This is a genomic window from Streptomyces sp. NPDC002853, assembly GCF_053591915.1.
In genome coordinates, this window is the sequence record NZ_JBSFUS010000018.1 from 1 (window position 1) to 19,138 (window position 19,138).

General features: G+C 67.4%; 13 protein-coding genes and 2 pseudogenes. 4 read left to right on the forward strand and 11 right to left on the reverse strand.

Features of this window, described 5'->3' with window-relative positions; genetic code table 11:
- Together ACWD02_RS38195 and ACWD02_RS38200 are read right to left on the reverse strand one after the other, a co-directional pair.
- Window positions 1-281, reverse strand: a 281-nt coding sequence (locus ACWD02_RS38195; RefSeq protein WP_451220042.1) for a hypothetical protein, incomplete at its 3' end; no start/stop codon positions are given.
- Window positions 282-807: 526 nt separating this feature from the next.
- Window positions 808-1,566 carry a hypothetical protein gene (locus tag ACWD02_RS38200; RefSeq protein WP_451220045.1) on the reverse strand — a complete coding sequence of 253 codons (759 nt, stop codon included), beginning with the start codon at window positions 1,564-1,566 and terminating at the stop codon, window positions 808-810.
- Window positions 1,567-1,922: 356 nt separating this feature from the next.
- On the opposite strand from ACWD02_RS38200, the gene ACWD02_RS38205 reads away from it, so the two are divergent.
- Entirely contained in the window at window positions 1,923-2,051 is a 129-nt protein-coding gene (locus ACWD02_RS38205; RefSeq protein ID WP_451220047.1) for a hypothetical protein, read from the forward strand.
- Between the two features lie 315 nt (window positions 2,052-2,366).
- Here the strand turns inward: ACWD02_RS38205 and ACWD02_RS38210 are convergent, their stop codons facing one another.
- Window positions 2,367-2,519 carry a helix-turn-helix domain-containing protein gene (locus ACWD02_RS38210; protein WP_451220050.1) on the reverse strand — a complete coding sequence of 51 codons (153 nt, stop codon included), beginning with the start codon at window positions 2,517-2,519 and terminating at the stop codon, window positions 2,367-2,369.
- A complete protein-coding gene (locus ACWD02_RS38215) occupies window positions 2,467-2,757 on the reverse strand; it encodes a helix-turn-helix domain-containing protein (RefSeq protein ID WP_451220053.1) in 291 nt (96 codons plus the stop codon). Before ACWD02_RS38215 ends, ACWD02_RS38210 begins: the two co-directional genes overlap by 53 nt.
- A 250-nt stretch (window positions 2,758-3,007) precedes the next feature.
- Here ACWD02_RS38215 and ACWD02_RS38220 point away from each other — a divergent pair.
- A pseudogene (locus ACWD02_RS38220) lies at window positions 3,008-3,184 on the forward strand (replication-relaxation family protein); the annotation flags it as partial.
- A gap of 63 nt (window positions 3,185-3,247) precedes the next feature.
- Here the strand turns inward: ACWD02_RS38220 and ACWD02_RS38225 are convergent.
- The 4 genes from ACWD02_RS38225 to ACWD02_RS38240 form a co-directional block, all read right to left on the reverse strand.
- Entirely contained in the window at window positions 3,248-3,856 is a 609-nt protein-coding gene (locus ACWD02_RS38225) for an SMI1/KNR4 family protein (RefSeq protein ID WP_451220055.1), read from the reverse strand.
- Between the two features lie 5 nt (window positions 3,857-3,861).
- A complete protein-coding gene (locus tag ACWD02_RS38230) occupies window positions 3,862-14,424 on the reverse strand; it encodes a LamG-like jellyroll fold domain-containing protein (protein WP_451220058.1) in 10,563 nt (3,520 codons plus the stop codon).
- Between the two features lie 337 nt (window positions 14,425-14,761).
- Entirely contained in the window at window positions 14,762-15,013 is a 252-nt protein-coding gene (locus ACWD02_RS38235) for a hypothetical protein (RefSeq protein ID WP_451220061.1), read from the reverse strand.
- Window positions 15,014-15,156: 143 nt separating this feature from the next.
- On the reverse strand, window positions 15,157-15,348 hold the full coding sequence (locus tag ACWD02_RS38240; protein ID WP_451220064.1) for a hypothetical protein: 192 nt from the start codon (window positions 15,346-15,348) through the stop codon (window positions 15,157-15,159).
- Between the two features lie 960 nt (window positions 15,349-16,308).
- Here ACWD02_RS38240 and ACWD02_RS38245 point away from each other — a divergent pair.
- Window positions 16,309-17,067, forward strand: a complete 759-nt coding sequence (locus ACWD02_RS38245; protein WP_451220066.1) for a bestrophin-like domain — start codon at window positions 16,309-16,311, stop codon at window positions 17,065-17,067.
- A gap of 307 nt (window positions 17,068-17,374) precedes the next feature.
- On the opposite strand, the gene ACWD02_RS38250 is transcribed toward ACWD02_RS38245, so the two are convergent.
- On the reverse strand, window positions 17,375-18,166 hold the full coding sequence (locus tag ACWD02_RS38250) for a hypothetical protein (protein ID WP_451220069.1): 792 nt from the start codon (window positions 18,164-18,166) through the stop codon (window positions 17,375-17,377).
- A 43-nt stretch (window positions 18,167-18,209) separates the two neighbouring features.
- On the opposite strand from ACWD02_RS38250, the gene ACWD02_RS38255 reads away from it, so the two are divergent.
- Window positions 18,210-18,449 carry a hypothetical protein gene (locus ACWD02_RS38255; RefSeq protein ID WP_451220072.1) on the forward strand — a complete coding sequence of 80 codons (240 nt, stop codon included), beginning with the start codon at window positions 18,210-18,212 and terminating at the stop codon, window positions 18,447-18,449.
- 151 nt (window positions 18,450-18,600) lie between these two features.
- Here ACWD02_RS38255 and ACWD02_RS38260 read toward each other — a convergent pair whose 3' ends face one another.
- Both ACWD02_RS38260 and ACWD02_RS38265 read right to left on the reverse strand, forming a co-directional pair.
- Entirely contained in the window at window positions 18,601-18,729 is a 129-nt protein-coding gene (locus ACWD02_RS38260) for a GMC oxidoreductase (RefSeq protein ID WP_451220074.1), read from the reverse strand.
- 88 nt (window positions 18,730-18,817) lie between these two features.
- A pseudogene (locus tag ACWD02_RS38265) lies at window positions 18,818-19,039 on the reverse strand (GMC oxidoreductase); the annotation flags it as partial.
- Window positions 19,040-19,138 lie beyond the last annotated feature (99 nt).

Sequence of the window (19,138 nt, forward strand, 5' to 3'; positions counted from 1 at the left end):
ACCGCGGCCGCTGACGCACCTATATTCCGAACACGCATAAAAACGCTCCTCTCCACAACCGGCCAAACCCCACCACAACCAGCTACCCCACCCCAGCGAAATGCCACGGGAGGGCGGTGAAGGCTCTCCTCTTGCGCGCGGTCGGGGAAGCGGGCGCAAGAGCTGAGGCCGAGGCCGAGGCCGGAGACCTTCTTGAGGGCGGCGTCCCAGCTGACCGTCAGTTGGCAGTCGTCCCTACCGGCGATCACAAAGAAGCTGCGCTTGTCGATGGATTCGCTCAAGCCGACTTCCCAACGGTGTCGTCAGGGGGCCCTGATCCAGATCGAGTTGAAGTCCCGAACGCCAAGGGCGGGCCGGACACCACCCGTCGTAGGTGGTGCCCTTGAACCGGACCGCGCCTCGCTGAACCGGTAGTCCGGCCGGAAAAGATCCCCGTGGTAGCCGGCTATGAGGACAGGGACTTTGGCATGGACGTCGAAGCGGGCTGTGGTACCGCCATGCCAACAATCGGAGGCGCCGAAGGGGCGGTATGCCCCTTCGACTACACCGACGGTGTGGGGTTCCACATCAACGCGGTCCACCGTGGACGGTGCCAGTTTGGCCGCCATGGCCGTGCCGTGCGGATGGCCGGCGCTGACGCGCACGGAAGCACTCAGGCCGCATTCTTCGGACAGGTCTTGGATAAGCGAGACGGCTTCGCTCTCCCAGCGGTCGCGGCCGGTTCCGCTTTCGTCGAGGATGAACTCTTGCAGGGCGAGGATGTCAGGAGCTGTCAGCGACGCCTGAATTGTGGAGCATCGACGAGGGTCAGGCGCTGGGAAGTTGCGGGGCTCCGCCGGGGGTGGCGCCGTTGCCTGATCCCGGTGGCAGTGCGGGCAGCTGGTCGGGCGGCGGGAGTTGCGCGGGCGGCAGCGGATCGAGACCCTTCTCTGCCCGCAGGTACTCGGCTTCGGCCCGCTTCATCTCGGCCTGGGCCCGGAGGACTGCGGCCTCTCCTTCCTTTTGGGCGCGGATGACGTCAGCCTCCCCGGAGGAGGCTGCTCCCTTGCCCTGCCCCGTGTCTCTTGCCCTGGCTCCCCATGCCCGGAGGATCCGCGGGACTGCTGCGAGTCCCAGGGCGATCAGTGTCGGTGCGCTGACCGCTACGGCCGCGATCGCAGGGGCGTCCCCGGGGCCAAGGCCAACGCCGCTGTCGTAGGTCCAGAGCAGATGGTAGAGCCCGAAGCTCAGGAACCCGAAGAGGGTGAGAACCAGATAGGCCTCGCGATCGCGATGCCTCGGCGCGGGCGGCCGGTACGGAGGCTCTTCGTCGGGCTCCTCTTCTCCGGTCCTGCCTGTGTGCCTGGCAGGGAGAACGAGGTGCACGAACTCGCGCTCCAGGACGAAGCTGGCACCGACGGCGAGCCATGTGATGATCAACGATTTCCACGTGCTTACCCCGGAGAAATAGAAGGTAGCCAGACCCTGAACCGTCAGGAAAGAGATCGCGAACATCCGGATGACACTGAGCGTCCGGATGATGCGGGACGCCCGGTACTCGTACTCGATATCGCGCAGCGCGTGCATGGCACCCAGGGTGGCGGAGAAAGATTGTGTCCGGCAGGCATGTGGCAGAACTGGCCCCGCCCGTTCGCCGGGTAGGGCCATGAAAGACAGCGGGCTCCAGGCCGTGCACCCCTGCGCCGCACTCCCTGCGGGCGCAACAGCGGACTTGCGCGACCGACGCGGCATGTGCGGTTGGTTCTCTGGCAGGCCCACAGGGCAGCCCGAACCACGGCTCCAGCCGACCTCAGGACGCCGCTGCCGCGGTCCCAACCATCTCCTGCTCTTCCTTGCAGGGCTTGCTGACCATGTCCCATGCCCCGGGATTCTCGTGAAAGCCCGCTACCAGACGTCGGAACAGCTTCGCATCGAACCACGCGGTGCTCTGCGGGAACCACCTGGCCTCCTTACTCCTGCTGGTCATACTCCCGGCCACGCTGGTCGTCCTGCTTGCCCGCGGGATGAAACTCGAGGAAGCCCTCGCCGACCTGCGCCAGCGTCTGCTCTGACCCCACTCCCTGCCGGGGCCCGTCTCAGCGACGGGTCCCGGCCCCGTTCCAGGCTCGACAAGGAAAGGGACGCCAGCGCGGCAAGGGAGATCCGATGGCGCGAGCGGCCATGCATCCGGACGAGGGGTGTGCGGCCACGGGGCGCCCAGGTTCGCGAGCGGTGCGGCGTCATCGAGATGGCGGCTTCGTCTTCGAAGACGATCCATGCCCCGAGCGCCGCCGCGGTGGCTTTGCCGCGGGCCACGTGTCCTTCACCCATCCGGCCACGGCCGCCTGGTCCTGCTCGGCTGCCCGCCGGGCCGGCTGCTGACACGATCAGCCATGACGACGCAGCAATTCCCACACTCCGCGCACTGACAGGGTTCTCTCCAGCCGGTCCTCGATCAGCAGCCCCACCCTGGACAGCGTCCACCGCTCATCCGGCCAGCCATGGTGCACCGTGCCCTTCAGCAACTCCACCTCGAGCACCGCGAATTCCTCCGCCGAAGCCTTGGGACGCTTGGCCCGACCGGAAGTGCAACGCATCCAAGCCCTGCTTGCGCCAGGCTCGCCGCCAGCGCTCCACCGAACGGAGACTGACACGCAACTCCCTGGCGATATCCGCGTTCTTCTCACCCCGGGCAAACCCCGCTCCCGCGAGCATTCCTATCCGCTCCCGGGCTGCCTGCTGGCTTGGCCCAAGCCCACCACCCTGCGCATACCGCATCACTACGACATACCGCAGGGATCAAACACCGTCACCCTCCACGACAACCCACCGGAAAGTTCAGTAGTCCCCTGCACAGCCCTGCCCCACAGCCGGCGCTCACGGACCAAAGCCTGGTACCTCACCCAAGAAGGCGCCCGCATCACCCAGGGTCTGCCCGTACTGCGCGGACGTCCGCCCTACCCCATCACCTCCACCACCGCCGCGTCACGGAAAGTCCCCCCACACCCTGTCTGCCGTCCGCGCCCACCTGGCCTTCGCGGCAGATGCCCGCCAACGCGGCGACGAACACGGCCCGCACGACGGGACCCCCGAGGTCGCCCATCACCTCGGCGAGGGCGAACTCCTCATCGCCGCCGCCCTCATGCACTACGCCCCGACCCGCCCCGACGGCGGCTGCACCAAGCTGCGGGCCTTCATCGAAATCGACCACACGACCATGAGCAGCGAACGGATGGCCAGCAAACTCATCGCCTACGTCAGCGTGCACTCAACCCTGCCGGGGCGGGCCGAAGCGTGGCTCGGGGCGGTCGTCCGGCGTCATGGGCAGGTCGCGCAGCACCACTGGGCCGGGATAGTACACGCCACCATGCGGCCCCGTTACGTTCTCACCAACCAGCCAGCGGTAGAGCCACTCGGCGACTCCCATCTCGTACTCGAAGAACTCCCCCTCTCCGGGCTCGACGAAAAGCGAGCCCCTTCCCCCTGCCGCCTTGGGCCCGTAAAAGACCATTTCCGAGCGGTCTGTGCCAAAGAGCGGAATGAGACCGTCTGACGTGCCGAATACGAGCTCGCTCACCCCCAGAGAGGCGCACGGGTCCCCCTCGGGCTCATCCTCATCGAACTCAATCTGCGACCAGGCCTCAGCGGTGTCCCGCATCCACTTGCCCAGGTTCCACGGTTCTGTCGCGGGGTGGTGCAGATACAGATGTCCGTTGATGTGGAGCGGGCCGTAGCCGTCGACGATCTCCTTGTAGTCCACCGGGAGGCTGGTGCCGATGTCCTCCTCAATGGCCTGCCAGGCTCCCTTGCGCTGGTGTGTACGCGGCGGTTCGCCGAGCATTGCCATGACCTTCCGCAGGTACATGTCCTGTGTCACGCCTGTCACCTCGTTGGGCACGTCGCGCTGCCTGTGGTGACGCCACCGGACGGTGTCTGTCGGATCACGCAGTGCTTCCTGGTTCGATCTTCGAGGACAGAGTAGTCGTACTCGATTTTCGTCGGGATTCCGCTTCCGCTGTTCCCATAATGCGGAACGATGGACACAGCCACGTGTTTGCCCGATGTGACGGCCTTTCTGATGTCCTTCTCCACGCCATAGCTGAGGTAGGGGTGGTTCGTCTTCTGGTACTGCGCCACCAGGTTCCTCAGGTCGATGCCCGACCCCGAGGTCGCCGCGGGAATCAGATGGCCATTGGCCGCGGTTTCCCTCTGACTGTCGATCTCCCGCATGCCCGGGGGCTGAGTCGACACGTTGGTGTTCGTCCCTGCCCCGGCGCGGCCCTTGTTGTAGTCGCTCCCGTCAAGCAGCCCGTACGCACCGGTGGCCCGGCACTCGGAGCGATTCTCGAACGTGTCGAAGTAGCGTTCGCGCGGCAGATAGACGGCATGACCCGTCGCGCTCACACCCGGGCCGACGTCGCACTTCTTATCGTTGCGGGTGCGCCCGTTGTTCTTGCCGCCCGGATTGTCGGCGGGGGCAGGGTGCACCTGGTCGCCCGGCACGACGGACGGCGTGAAAAGCGCTACAGCCGCGAGATTGACCATGGCCTGCGCCGTGACGGTGGCACTTACGCCCTGCCCCGTCGTCCACGTTGCCGCCGTCCAGACGGCCTTGGCCGGCGGGCGGGTGGGCGCGGGCCTAGCGTGCGGGCCGTTGTTGGGGTTCTGGTCGATCGGGGGCTTCGGGGGCTTTGTTGGACGAATGTATGTGCCGTTGCCGGCATAACGTGCCCCGCCGCCCGTGAAGTAGTAGCCACCGCCATAGCTATAGCCGTAGCCACCGCCAGGGCCGGTGTACTGGAGGGACGACCTGCCGCCGGCGTAGTGGAGCTGATTTTGCATCCACTGCCGGGTGCCGGATATCGAATCTCGCAGACCGCTGTTGAGCTGGAACCATTGGCTGCAGTCCACGCCATATCTGCTGGTGCAGTCGCTGGATCCTATGCTGTCGTGCCCCATGGTCCATGTGTTCCAGAAGACCCCGCCCGCGCTCCTACTGGCGACCGAGATTCCCCATCCGACTACGTCCCAGGCATCGTGCCCTGTGGGGTCGATCCCGTTGAGCGGGCTGGCGTGGCCGTAGGTGTACCGGTTGCCCCTGACCGATGGCTGCGCTTCGAGTAGCCAGGTGTCCCGTGCTTCGAAGGAGCCGGTGCCCGGCTGGTACCAGCGTGAAGCCATGTTGACGTCGCCGGTGTCCGGATCGGTCCAGCCGGACTGGTAGCCGACGGCTGGGGTGGTGCCGTCTGTCACGGTTTCCGTGCCGAAGGGGTCGTAGGCAGTGGAGCTGCTGACCTGCTTTCCGTCGGGGGTAAGACCCGCGACCAGGTCGGTGTGCTGGTCGGTCAGCGCCCACTGCTTGGTCGTACCCGTTGAGGAGGACAGCAAGGTCCCGTCGGGAGTGCGGCTGTAGGCGCTGGTGCCGTCGGTGGCCAGGTTGTTGGAGCCTCCGTCGTAGGTGAAGGCAGTCTGACCGCGCGTCTGGACGCGGTCGAGGGCGTCGTAGGTGTATGTCGCGCCACCATCTGTGATCTTGCGCTCGAAGGCATCGAAGTCGAGCTTGCGCGGAGTTCCGCTGCCGTCGTTCACGGAGGCGAGGGTGCCGCGTGGGGTGTAGGTGAAGGCAGAGGTGTCCTCCGTCAGTTGACGGTTGCGGGCGTCGAAGTCCGCAGAGATCGCTCCGGCCTTGGTCCGGTTGCCGGCTGCGTCCCATACGTAGTCCGTGGTGCTGCCGTCGTGAGTCCACGAGGTCATGCGTCCGGCGTCGTCATAGGCGTAGCTGTTGTCTCCGGCACCTGCGGTGCCGGTGGTGTTCTTGAGTGTCAGACGGTTGTTGACGTCGTAGTCGTAGGTGTTCGACGTGATCGTGCCGGTGCCGTCCGGCAGGGTGACCTTGTCGCTCTTCAAGCGGCCGAGGCCGTCGTACTTGTAGGTGCGACGGGCCGATTCGGCCCGGGATGCCGAGCCCTCGGGCTTGGTGGTGTACCGCTCCAGCTCGGGTCGTCCGGCAGCGTCGAAGTCGTACCAGATGTCGTTGCCGGTGAGCTCGTCCCAGGCCCAGTCGAGCCGGCCTGCGCTGTCGTAGCCGTAGTCGGAGTCGCCGGCCGCGGTGGTGCGGTGCGTCATGTTTCCGTCGGCGTCATAGGTGTAGCTCGCGGCTCCGCTCGGACCCTTCGCGGTCAGGAGCTGGCCCCGGTCGTTGTAGGTGTAGGTGTTCTGGTCGAGCACGCCGCCGGTACCGGTGAGGCGCCCGGCCAGGTCGTACGTCAGGATGCGGTCCGCCGTCGCGACCTCGGCTCCTGAGCCGGTCTCGTGGGTCAATCGGTCCAAGCCGTCATAGGCGCGCTCCCGCTTGGCCCCGCCGGGAAGCGTCTGGGTGACATCCAGTCCCACCTTGTTGTACGACGTCGTCCAGGTGCGGTCGGCCGCGTCCGGGTGAGCGTCGGTGGCAGGCTCGACGGTCGACTCGGGCAGTCCCCAGGCGTTGAACGTGTATGTCGTGGAGTTGTGTCGGCCGTCCGTCAGACGGGTGCGGTTGCCCGCGGCGTCGTAGCCGAACGCCGTGGTGATCGTCTTGGTGGCGGAGACGGGCTCGACCTGTTCGGTCATGCGGCCCAAGGCGTCGTAGGCGTAAGTGGTGCGGGCCTTCGTCGCTGTCGTGGCCGACGTCTGGTTGCCGTCGGCGTCGAACTCGGCCGACGTGGAACGCAGCGCGGTTGTCGTGGTGCCGTAGTCGGCAGTGCCGGTGACATTGCCCAGGGCGTCATACGACACCGTGCTCCTGCGTTGGGTCGCGTCGGTGGTCTCGGTCCGGCGGCCCAGGCCGTCGTAGCCGAACTTCGTGGTGCCTGCCGGGTCCGCGACGGATATGACGTCTCCGGCCGGGTTGTGGTCAGTCGTGGTGGTGCGTCCCACCGGTGTGGTCGAGGACGTCTGTCGGCTCGCGTCGTCCCAGCCGAGGCGGGTGGTCAGGTTCTGCACGGTCGGGTGACGCTCGACGGTGGTGGCCGTCAGCTGGCGGCCGAGTTCGTCGTAGGTGGCCTCGGTCCTGGCTCCGGTCGGGTCGGTGGTCGAGAGCTGGAGGCCGGTGGGCGTCCAGCCGTAACGCGTCACGCCGCCACCGTCGACGCCGGAGGCCGGCCCCAGCAACAGCTGCGGGGTGGCGTCCTTTTGGGCGGCGGCCGTGGCTGCGTCCGGCACGGGGTCGGTCTTGCTGGTCTGTTGCCCGAGCTGGTCGTAGCCATAGCGGGTGGTGCGACCGAGCGGATCGACGGTTGTCTGCGGAAGGCCGAGCGGGGTGTACGTGGTCCGGGTGGTCGCGGTGATCTTCGCGCCACCACTGGGCGGGGTGTAGTCGGGCAGTGTCACCGCGGCCGTGCGGCCAAGCCGGTCGACCTCGGTGCGGGTGACGTGCCCGCGCGGGTCCTTGGTCTCGGTGGCCTCACCAAAGGCGTTGTAGCCGGTGCGGGCGACCGGGCGCGCCGCGGTGGCAGCCGCGCCCTTCTCCTCGGTCCGCACCTCGGGCGAGGTGTGCTGGACCAGGCGTCCCAGTGCGTCGTACCGGTAGCTGGTGGTGTGGGCCTGGGGGACTGCGCCGGTGTCGTTGCCGCGCGGGCTCACGGAGGTCAGCAGCAGGCCACGCTTGTCGTAGGTGTGGGTGGTGGTGTGCGTGCTCGAGCCGTCGGTAATGGTCTGCTTCTTGGGGTTGCCTGCGGGGTCGTACTCCGAGGTCGAGGTCAGCTTCCGGTCGCCGCTGATGCTCTGAGTCTGCTTGTTGACGCGGTCATCGCCGTCATACTCGACGGTGGTGGCACGGTCGAGGCCGCCCGGGTCGAGAACGCTGTGCGTGGTGCGGCCCAGGGGGTCCACGGCGAAGGTCTGTGTGGTCGCGCCGCCTCCGGTGACCTGGCGGGTCAGATTGCCCGCAGCATCGTAGGTGTTGCTCTCCAGCTCGATGTCGTGCTTGGCACCGGCGCTCTGTGTGACTTGCTTGGCCGTGGTGGTGGCCGCCAGGCCGTCGTCGAAGTAGGTGTACGCGGTGGTCGCGCCCATCGCATCCGTGGTGGATGCCAGCCGTCCGGCCGGATCGTAGGCATTGGACACCATGACCAGGTCCCGCGGGGAGCCGGAGGGATGGCCCGTCCAGTCGTTCAGGATGGTCGAGGAGTGCTGGCCGCGTGCCGTGTAGGTGTACGTGAAGTGCGCTCCGGCCGCGTCGGTCTTGCCGCTGACACGGCCCAGCTCGTCGTGTTCGAGGCGCGTGGTGTTCTGCTCGGCGTCGGTGATGCTGTCGTTCAAGCCGTCTTGGTTGTAGTGGTAGACGGTGCTGCGTTCGGTGTCGCCGCCGGTGGTGTCCTTGGTCGACTCGGTCAGCAGTCTGCCGTCCTCGTCAAAGGTGCGTGTGATCTTGGCGGTGTGGGTGGTCTTGGTGATCTCGTTCTCCACCCCCGCGCCCGTTTCGGTGACGACGTGGGAGGCGGTGTCGTAGCCGTAGGTGGTGCTCACCCCGGCCGGGAAGGTGTCGGAGACCTGGGTCTCGGAGGCTTTGCGGCCCAGACCGTCGTAGGAGTACTTCGTGAGAAGTCCGGAGGGGGATGTCACCTCAGCCAGGTCGCCGTTGGCGAAGTAGCGATTCTTGGTGACGGCGCCGCCGGGTGTGGTCTGTGAGGCAACCAGGCCGGCGGGTGTAAGGCCCGAGCCCACCGCGCTCTCCTCGCCCGTGGTGTAGGTGGTTGCTGCGGTGCTGTTGTCGGGGCGAACTGTGCTGGTGAGCAGGCCCTGCGCGTTGTAGGAGTGCTCGGTGCGGTAGCGGGCGTCCTTGTAGTCCGACGAGCGCTGGTCGCGGTAGGTCAGCGGCTTGTCGTTGCGCGGATCGAGAGGGTCGTTCGGATTGAGGTAGTAGGAGCGGAAGTCCGTCCAGCAGGAGTTGGCGTCCCGACAGGTCGTTGTCGATACGACGTTGCCCCGCGCATCGTGTCCGGTGACAGTGGCGTGCCCGTTGGGGTCCGTGACGGTGTGCAGGTTGCCGCCGTTGTCGTAGGCATATCCGGTGACCGCGCCGGTCGCATCGGTACGTGAGACCGTGCGTTGCCCGTGCAGGGCGTCGTAGCTGGTGCTGCTGGTCTTCTGCTTCGGGTCGGTGACCCGCACTGTCGCCGTCAGACCGGAGTCGACGCCTTCGGCCCCTGCGCGGTAGTGCGCGGAGACCTGCTCGGCGCTCAGCGCCCCGCGATACAGGGCCACCTCGTCGACGTCTCCGCGCAGGTAGTAGGTGTCGGCCGGCTGATCCATCCAGCCGGCGTTGGCGTATCCGCCACCCACGTAGGCGTAGGGGCGGGATTGGTCGGAGATCGGTCCGGTGATCGAACCGATGCGGGCTCCGTCCAGGTACAGGGCCTGGCCCTTGGAGTCGCCGCTGAGCACGACATGGTGCCAGGCACCGTCGGTCACTGCCTGACTTGAGGTGATCGGGCCCTGCGCACCGGTGGCTCCCTGCTGGCGGAACTCTCCGCGCAACTTGCCTGCGCCGTCGATGTTCAGGACCGGGCGGTATGAGGTCGGTGTTTCTCCGATCTTCGCGTCCTGCAGACCCATCAGAACAGCGGAGTGACTGGAGGTGCGGAACCACATTTCCACGGAGACATCGCTCGCGCCGGCAAGAGTGGAGCCGGGCAGCGTGATGTGACCGCTACTGCCCAGGTGGGCCGCTCGGTTGTCGCCGGGGCCAAATACCCCGGTCGCGTCCAGCGTTGACTGGAAGACAGTGCCTTGGTCGCGTTGGAAGGTCGCGTTCGTGCCCGGCCCACCGACCTCGCTGCGGAGAGCCGTGCCCTCGCTCTCGCCCAAACGCCAGTACGCGGCGGGGGCATCGGCGACGGCCACTCCCTGGTACTGCTCGCCCGTTCCCTTGACGAGGGACGTGCGGGCCTGGACGTGCCGATTGGGTGTGTCCGTGTAGCCGGGCAGAGAGGTCCTCCCCGGCACGTAGGTCCAGGAGTCCCCGATCTTGGTGAACTGGACCAGTGGCTTGTCGTAGAAGGCGACTTCGTCGATCTGGCCCGTGAAGTTGCGGTAGCCGGATTCCTGGCTGTCCCAGCCGGTGGAGGTGTAGCCGCCGCCGATGAACACGTGGGGGTGGCGCAGCGTCTCGACGCCGCTGTTCGACCTGCCCTGATAGGCGCCGTCCAGGAACAGGGCCTGGACACCCTCGTTGCCCGTCAGCACGACGTGATGCCACTTGTTGTCGGTGACGGATTCGTTGGACAAGATGCTGGTCGCGCCCGAGGTGAACTTGCCTCGCAGCTTGCCGTCGGAATCGATCAGCAGCATGGGCCGCCAACCGGTCGGCGTATCACCGAATTCCGCGTTCTGGTTGGTGACCAGCACACCCGGATCGGTGGTCTTGAACCACAGCTCCACGGACATCGCGGTGCCGGTGCCCAGTGTCTCCGAGGGCACCTCCGCTGCACCGTCGCCGGTGAAGCTTGCGGCGGTGTCGTCTCCGTCACTGAAGATTCCTGCGCTGCCCAGTCGGACGCCGTCCAGGTAGCTGCCGTCCAGGCCCTCGCCGAGTGGACTGGACGCCTGAGCTCCGCTGCGTTCACCCAGCCGCCAGTAGCCGGTGGGGCCGCTGCGCTGGATCGTGTTCGCGTAGGAGGACGAGGAAGTCGAGTATGAGGGTGCCGAGACCTTCCACGAGCCGCCGTTGTCGTCGGTGTGCTGAGTCAGCCGCCCGCTGGCCGGATCGTACGTGGCTGTGGCGTGCACCCGGCCGGACGGCAGGGTCACCTTCTTGACCTGGCCGGTCGCGACGCGCGCCGCGTAGTGCTCGGCAACGGTGGCGGCGTCGACCGAGTGGCCGTAGACGGCGACCTCGTCCATCTGGCCCGTGAACCGGTACTCCCCCGTGGCTGCGCCCATCCAGCTCGCACTGGCGTAGCCGGCGCCCAGGTAGGCGTAGTCGCGGGACTGATCGGACACCGCGCCATCGATCGAGCCGACCTTCTTGCCGTCCAGGTAGAGCGTCTGCCCGGCTGCCGAGGCGCTCAGCACCGCGTGGTGCCAGGCGTTGTCGGTGACAGCGCTTGCAGAGGTGATGGGTCCGCTCGCGCCGGTGCCTCCGATCCGGCGGAACTCGCCGCGCAGTTTGCCGCTGGGGTCGATGTTCAGGACCGGACGATATGAGGTGGGCTTGTCGCCCAGTTCGGCGTCCTGGAAGCCGACGAGCACTCCGGAGGGAGTGTTCGTCTTGAACCAGAGCTCGATCGTCGGGTAGGCGGCGGCTTTGAGGGTCCCTGCGGGCAGTTCGACGGTCGAGTCGGTGCCGTTGAATCCGGCTGACGCATCCGTCGTCCCGGCGATCGCCGACCCGCCGCCGAGCTGGACGTCCCGGTAGAGCGCCTCATTCAGGCCTGTGTGCGACGCTGCCTCGCTGGCCGCAGCGGCGCCCTCGCTCTCGCCGAGCCGCCAGTACGACGAGGGGGCGGCGTCCAGAACTCCGCTGCGATAGACGGAGCCGTCCCCATACTCGTACACCGTGCACTCGGTGTCCGAGGAGGGCGGGCACACCTTCGTCAGCCGATCGCCGTCGTAGGTGTATCTCCAGGTCAGACCAGGCGTGTTGGCGTCGACGGGACTCGTGGTGACCGAGTCGACATGGCCGCCGGACCAGGTGAAGCTCAGCGAGCGGCCGGATGTTCGGTCCGTCACCTTCTTGACCGGGCCACCGTCCTCGGCCTGCCGGGTCACCGACTGGATGCGTCCCGCCGCGTCCTTGACCTGCGCCAGGACACCACTGGGCATGAAGTGGTAGGTGGCGCCGGAACGTTCCCGAAGCACCCAGCCCTCCACCTCGCGGCCGAGGGAGAACGCTCCGGCCGACGGGCCGGTATAGGTACCGCCGGCATTGCGCCCAAACCGAACCTGGGACCCGTCGGCCAGGGTCACCAGCACGGTTGAGGTGTCCGGCTCCTCACGCACCTTCATGTCCCAACGGGTCGACCATCCGGTGCCGAACGCGCCGCCGGAGCGAGGATCGAGCGAGTTGTAAGTGCGGGCGACGGACAGCTCCGGGCCCACCGTGGTGAGAGCCGCGTCGGTGGCCGCGGTGACGTAGTTGCCCGCCCGCGTGCCGATCTCCTTGCCGCCGTCCGCACCACCGAGATGACCGGTCACCGTCGGCTGCGGCACCTGCGTGGTCAGCAGCGCCGCCCCGGGGCGTGCCGAGGTGGCATCCCCGTCATACACGTACGCGTACCAGGCGTATGTCTTGCCCCACAACAACCAGCCGTCGGGGACTGCCCACTGCTGCTCCGCACTGCGGGCGCCCTTGCGGCAGTTCTTGCGGAGGCTGCTTCCCTCTACCTCGCACACCTCGAACGTGTACTGCAGTTCCGTCTTGGGGTAGCTGTCCTCGTCCGTGCCCTTGGCCCACAAGGTGGGGGTGAGCGAGTCGGCCGTGATGCCACTGCCCGGAGATTCGGCGGTCAGTTGGGGCGGGATGTTCACCGAAGCGATCTTCACCGCGGGGCCGGGAACGCCTGCGCTGGTGAACCGGCTCACCCCGTACTCCGTCATCGTCCACTGCACGGTGTACGTGGCGGGCACCAGCGGGGCGATCTTCGCGTCCAGTGTCACGCTTTCCCCGGGCGAGACCGTCTCCGGCATCTCCGTGTACGCGATCTTCGAACTGTCGGTGATCTCCTTGCCCGCGGAGCTGAACAGGTTGTACCGCAGCTTATAGTCGCCGCCCTTGGGCCAGGTCTCCTGGCCTCTGTTCGTGACGGTGACCTTCTCCACGCCGTGGCTCGTGGCGGTAACCGGCGCCGTGAAGTCCCCGAGCTTGTAGGAGGCACCGTACTTCGTCCAGGTCACGTCCAAGCTGGGCTTGCCGTTGGGGTAGTCGTCCGACCCGAACTGCTTCCAGCCCTTGGAGTCACTGGTGGACGCCTTCACGGCCAGGCCGTAGTTCTTCTTGCGGCCGTGCGTCCAGTCGTCGACCAGCTTGCGGCCGGCTGAACCGAGCTTGATGCTCTCCCATGCCGCGCCGCACGCCCAGGTCTCCGTGCCCGCCGGCCGCCAGCCGTGCGCGAAGCTCTTCGACGCCAGCGACGAACCGGTCGAAGGGCCGGGGTACTTGTCGGTCGTGGACTCCGACCAGTTCGACGTGACCGGGTGAACGGTCACCGGGCGCGCGGTGCACGACTGGGACCAGGTGTTGTACAGGGCCAGGTTGGCGTTGAGCACCCAGGCGTTCTTGAGCGTGCTTTCCATCCCGGTGAAGCGAAGGAACGCCGCGGCCTTGTGGCTGCCTCCGTCGTACGTGCCCGCCTTCAACACGGTGTCCGAGGCGAAGTTCTGGTTGTACGGGTACTCGACATACGTGCCCGATGTGGCACCGAAGGACTTGACCGAAGGATCGACGCGCACGGGGAACACCCGTTCCGGGGCGGTCAGCCAGTCCTCGTCCAGTTTCATCACCACGACCTGGCGACCGTTCTCCTCGGTCAGGCTGTAGGTGACCCCCGACGAGACGGTCCCCTCCCTCGAACCGTTCGCAAAAGCGGAGTCCTGCATCCAGCCGGGCGGCATCCACGCGTGCTGGGTGCCGTCCGAATCGGTGAATGCGATGCCGCCGTCCCCGTCGTCCTTGGCCGTTAGGCCTTGAAGCTCCAGCGGAAAGCGCCATTCCGTGGGCGCGTCCTTGTCCTTGAGGACGACCGTCTCCTTCACCGAGGAGCCACCCGCGACCAGTTCAAGATCCGAGCCGTCCCGCACCTCGGGGTAGGTGACAATGCTGCCCGCGACGCGACCCGCGACAGCGCTCGCGTCGTCCACGGCGTAGCCGACCGACAGCCCGTTGCCGAGCCCCATCCGCACCAGCGGATCTGCGTCGGCGGTGCCGGCGAAGGAAACCGGCGACTCGGTCGACTCGGTCTCCCAGCCCGGCTCGCTGTCGCTCATCGTCTGCGGTCCTGAGTCATCCTGATGCACCAGCGTGGTGTCAATCGTCTTCCAGCTGCCGTCCTTGGCGCGGAAGTTGACCGGTTCGGTGTAGTAGCGAGTCGTGTATGTGCCATCCGGGTTTTGGAACGTGCGCTGCCGTTCCTTGCGCTTGGCCTTGAGCTCCTTGCTGTGCTTGGCCGTAAAGCCCTGGGCCACAGGGACAGCGGGCGCGTGTGTCTTGTTCACCGGGCCGGGCTTGGGCAACTTCGGAGCACCGCCCAGCCGGACCACTCCTGATCCCGAGTCAGCGGGCAGCTCACCGCGCCCTCTCTGGGGGCCGTCGTGTCCGCCCTTGGCCACGGCGTCCGTCGACTTGGCAGGCGCGGAGTGACTGCGGCCGACCGCAGAGCCCCACCGCTGCTCGGGGGCAGCCCTGTTGGGGCCAGCCGCCAACCGGTCGACCGCCAGCGCAGCCTGCTCCGTCCCAGTCAGCACAGCCATCAGGAAGGCAACAGCAAAAACAAACGGACGTGCCGGACGCACGGAATCTCCCAAGCTCAAAGATCAAAAGCGGAGGTAGTTATAGGCATCTTCAAATAACCCGCACAAGTCATACACATGGTTCCACATGCATGAAGTGACAATGAACACGTCAATAAGCGCAACAAACTGCACCAGATCGGGCGTTGTTCATCCGGCCATGCTCAACCTCGCGGACACGCCCCCAACCAGTCCTCGAGCTCGGGTTCATAAGCGGTCTGATAGCGCCGCCCCTGAGCTCCTTGTGTGCGAGTGCGAGGAGCTCCTCGACTTCGCCCGCCAGCCCGGCGGCTTGCCGTCACCGCGGCCGTCGCTTTCCCACCCGGCCAGCTATTTGCTCGGCGGCGACCGGTCCCACCGGGCGTGAGGTTACGGAGACGGAGGCGAGCTTCCCTCGATCGATACGGTCCTGCCAGGTGTCGAGCGCGAACTCCGGCACCATCACCGTGCTGTTCAGCGCCAGCCGAGCATGGCCCGTCAGTGCCGGACGTGGTGCAGCGCGCCCGTGACCGAGTCCAAGCGGATTGCATAGCTCGGCCAGACCCTGCACTGTCGTTCGGGTCCATGCCTGCGCGCGGCGGACGAATCAGCACCAGCACCAGCACCAGCGGAGAGAATCGGGCCCATCCCCACATGCGCGGGGAGCAGCAATTGACGCCGGATCTGGCTACCGCTCTGACGGCCCCTACGTACCTACGGCCGCTTGAGCGCGGTGCGTCCGCAGTCGATCGCTTCGGCGGCCTCGTTCTCGTCGTAGCTCATGGTGCCTTCGCCGTGGCAGTCCTCGCAGGTGTCCCACACGAGGGAGTAGCCATCGGGTGCTTCGTCGTCTTCCTGGCCGACCTGGATGGATCCTTCACCGAGTGCGCCGACGACGCGGCCCAAGCGCCCACCGGTCCGCCCCTTGCGCCGCAGAGTTGGGCGCGCCGGATGCATCGCCGTCCTCGCTCGCGCCCGCTCAAGCGCGCCCGACACCGATGTCGACGACTTCGCGCCACCGGCCCCCCGGGTTCGAGCGGCATCATCCGTGACCGCCCCGACTCATGATCGTTGACCGGGATGGCGGCGCCTGAGGGCGGCGGCATCCCGGCTTTCTCAAGGAGCGGGGCAGATCAGGTCAGGGCGTGGCGGGGAGGATGGCGGATGGGCGGCTGGATCGGTATCGGTCTGGGAGCTGCCGCGGCGCTGTGCCCGCTGCCGCACCACGGGGGCGCGGCCGTGGCCATGGACCACACCGCGGCCGGGGAGCGCCTGGTGGTGTGCGTGCCAGACGCGTGGGTCGAGATCAGTCACCACCATCCCCAGCCACCGCCGCGGTCCACACCCCCGGCCCCGCCGCCGTCCGCACCCCCGCCCCCGCCACCACCGCGGCCGTCGGCGTCGCCCGAGCCCGCTGCGGTGCCACGCGTCGCGCCTACGCCCCGGCCGCCGGTGCCCCCGCTCGTGCAGCGGACGGACATCGCAGCCGCCGCGCCCCAGCCCCCGGCACCATCCGCGCCGCCGGCCGGCCCGCCGCCTGCCCCTGCCCCTGCCCCTGCCCCTGCCCCCGCCTCGGCGCCCGTCGCAGAGCGGCCCAAGACGGCAGCAGCCAAGGCCTTTGGGTGGGTACCCCGCCCGCACTACACCGGCGGTCCCTCGCGCCCCCTACCGGCCGGCATGCCGACCACCATGACCACGCTCGTCATCACCCTGCCGGGCATCCTGGCCGCCGCCGCCCTGCGACCCCGCTCCCGCCGCGGCTGACCGCCACCAGGCTGCCCGCGCCCGGGCACACCCGCACACCCCCACACCTCACTCTCCCCTCGCCCGCTCCCCTCGCCCGCTCATCCGTCCTGGAGTTGTGCTGTGCCGGAATGGCTCGTCTACACCCTGGCCTCGATCCTGGTCTGCGTCCTTGTCATCACCGCCACCCTCATGCGCCACCGCCGCGTGGACGCCGACGAAGACACCTCCCAAACCCCCGACGTCCTCGAATACATGGTCATGATGGTCGGCGTCGTCTACGCCATCGTCCTCGGCCTGGCCATCGCCGGCGTCTGGGAAGCCCGCGGCGCCGCCGAAGACACCGTCCAACGCGAAGCCCAGGCCCTCTACGAAGTCGACCAACGCCTTGACGTCTACCCGGCCGCCTTCCGCAGCCAGATCAAAGACCACATCAACGCCTACGCCCACCACGCCGTCACCACCGAATGGCCCGCCCTCAAAAACGACACCCCCCTGGACACCACCGGCGCCGACCTGCTGGCCCGCATCCGCCACGACATCGCCCACCACACCCCGGCCAACGAGCTCCAGGCCCAGGCCTACCAGCCCCTGCTGGACCAGGTAGCAGCCGCCGACGACGCCCGCCACCAACGCCTGGACAACGCCGGCACCACCCTGCCCGGCGCCCTATGGTTCGGCCTCATCGCCGGCGCCGTCATCACCCTCGCACTCCTCTACACCCTGCAAATCCGCCGCTCCGCCCGCGAACTCATCCTCGCCACCACCTTCAGCGCCCTCATCGTCTTCCTCCTCTTCCTCGTCTGGAGCTTCGACGCACCCCTGGGCCACACCGGCACCGACACCGCCCAACCCCTCACCGACCTGATCACCACCACCTGACCCCCAACACCACCCGCCGGCGACAACCACCCGCAACAAGACGGCCCACACACAGGCCCGCCCGTACCCGGCCCCACCACAGCTACCGACACAACCCCCACAGCCATCTACGCCGTAAAAATGGCGTGCGCACCACCCGAACTGGCTTCGTTCACCTCCAGTAACAGCGTTAGTCGACCAGTTTGAGCAGCGGTTAGCGATCACTGGGGCGATAAATGTTCACGAGTATTGACGGCGCTTGGCGTCAGTGATCCCTGCCTGTCGTCCGTGCGGAGCAGTCGTGTCCGTCGCCGGGCAGGCCCATGAACTACAGCACCGGTTCCTCGCCTTCGGGGATCTCGAAGGTGAAGTTCGCTCCTGACGGAATCGCCGTGAGCGAGCACTGGTCGCCGAAGGTCAGCGGAGGGTAGGGCTCCCAGGAACAGCCGGCCTTGTCCAAGTTCCAGGTGGCGAAGTTCAGCCCCGCCAGGTCATCGGGGTGAGCCTCCGCCGGAGCCGTCACCCCCATCGTTATCAGCAGGACCGACAGAAGGGCGGTAGTTATCCGCCCGAGGTATCTCATTTTCAACGACCTCGCACTTAGGCAGCGGAAAGGTGAACTGAGTGGGGCAGCCGGGACAGCCCGGATGCGTGATCGCGCTCGGTCCGGGTTGGCACGGAGGATGTGTCGGCGGGGCATACCCGCCGACTCGGGCGGTCCGAGCAGTGCGCGGGAATTGCCGCGTGCCTCGGCCGCAAGACGCCAGCGCACCGGGTCGTCGGACATCACATGGCTGTTCGCCGCCAGCAGGGCCTGTGCGTCGGACTCACTCGGACCACCGGCGAACTGACCAGGCTGATCGCTCAAATTACTCAGTTCGCCGGTTTTTCCTGCGACCTGCTGGGGCCGGGCATCGAAGACCATTGCGCCCGGTTCACACCCGACGCGCCGGGCGAGGAATGTCAGTGGTTTCAGTGCTGCCTCATCCAGCCACTGGCCGTTATCGAAGAGGCATCGCAGCTTGCGTGGGCGGGCTGCGCAGGACAGCGGCTCCAAGGCCGCGAGGCCAGTGCTGGGCAGGGCCCGCGCTTCAGCGGCGGGGCTGAACGCGGTCCGCACAACCGCACAGTGCGGGCCGGACAGTTCGTCGAGGGGCGATGCCGTGGCCAAAACGGAGCTGGTGACGGCCGACGAACGGCAACTCCGCTTCACAGGACGCGCCGTATGCCCGTACCGTCCGGTAGCCGGCGGTGGCCCGTTCGGCATGGTCCAGCAGGATGCTCTTGCCGATACCCAACTCACCGCGCAGGACGAAGGCTCCGCCCCGGCCGACGTGCGCGGCTCCGGTCAGTTCATCGAGGCGCACCATTTCGGCTCGCCTGCCGACGGGTCGGCCAGGTAAGTGCGTTGCTGACATGCCGCTCTCTGTTGCGTCGTGCCCGTTGCCCATTTGACCTGCCACCACGGTCCGGATGGGGTCAGGCGGGGTGGCTCGTGCGATGCGTGCGGCTGCTCGTTCGGCAATCATGATGGTGGAGGGCCTGGGTGTTCCCCTAGTGATGGTCGGCAATGACCGAGGCGCCGGCGACGAGCAGTGCGTGTATCCCAAGTACGGCCATGATGGTGGGGTCGGTCACCACGGTGGTGTCGGTGCCCATACGACATGTGGCGACCGGGTGCATTTTGCCCACGTTGCCGTCGATTCAGGCGTCGAGACCGTCGTCGGCCCAGCTGTGCGGGGTGAGAGCTGCACCGCCGGTCGCCTCGGCCAGAGGTGAGGTTCGCAACAGTTCGCGCCCGCCGCAGACCGGAGCGCAGCCGGTCCCGGTCGCGTCCGTCAGTGAGACAGCCGGGGCCGACGAGTGGCTGCTGCGTCGGATCGGTGTCGGCCAGTTGCACGGTGCCGCGGCTGTCGGCTACTCCGACTGTCTCACCCTTACCGAGGACAACGGCTGGCCGCTGCCGAAAGCGGAACAGTGGCTGCTGACCCACGTGCGGGCATGCCCTCCTGCGCTGACACCGAATCGCTCCACGCCGGACTTGCAGCCCTCGGCTTGCACCGTGAGCTTCTCTTCAGCGCCCCAGGGCGGG

What these genes read in the sequence shown, in the direction of transcription:
- ACWD02_RS38200 (WP_451220045.1), bottom strand. Translation starts at nt 1,566, where the DNA reads ATGCACGCGCTGCGCGATATCGAGTACGAGTACCGGGCGTCCCGCATC.
- ACWD02_RS38215 (WP_451220053.1), bottom strand. Translation starts at nt 2,757, where the DNA reads ATGCGGTATGCGCAGGGTGGTGGGCTTGGGCCAAGCCAGCAGGCAGCC.
- ACWD02_RS38230 (WP_451220058.1), bottom strand. Translation starts at nt 14,424, where the DNA reads ATGGCTGTGCTGACTGGGACGGAGCAGGCTGCGCTGGCGGTCGACCGG.
- ACWD02_RS38260 (WP_451220074.1), bottom strand. Translation starts at nt 18,729, where the DNA reads ATGCACCCGGTCGCCACATGTCGTATGGGCACCGACACCACCGTGGTG.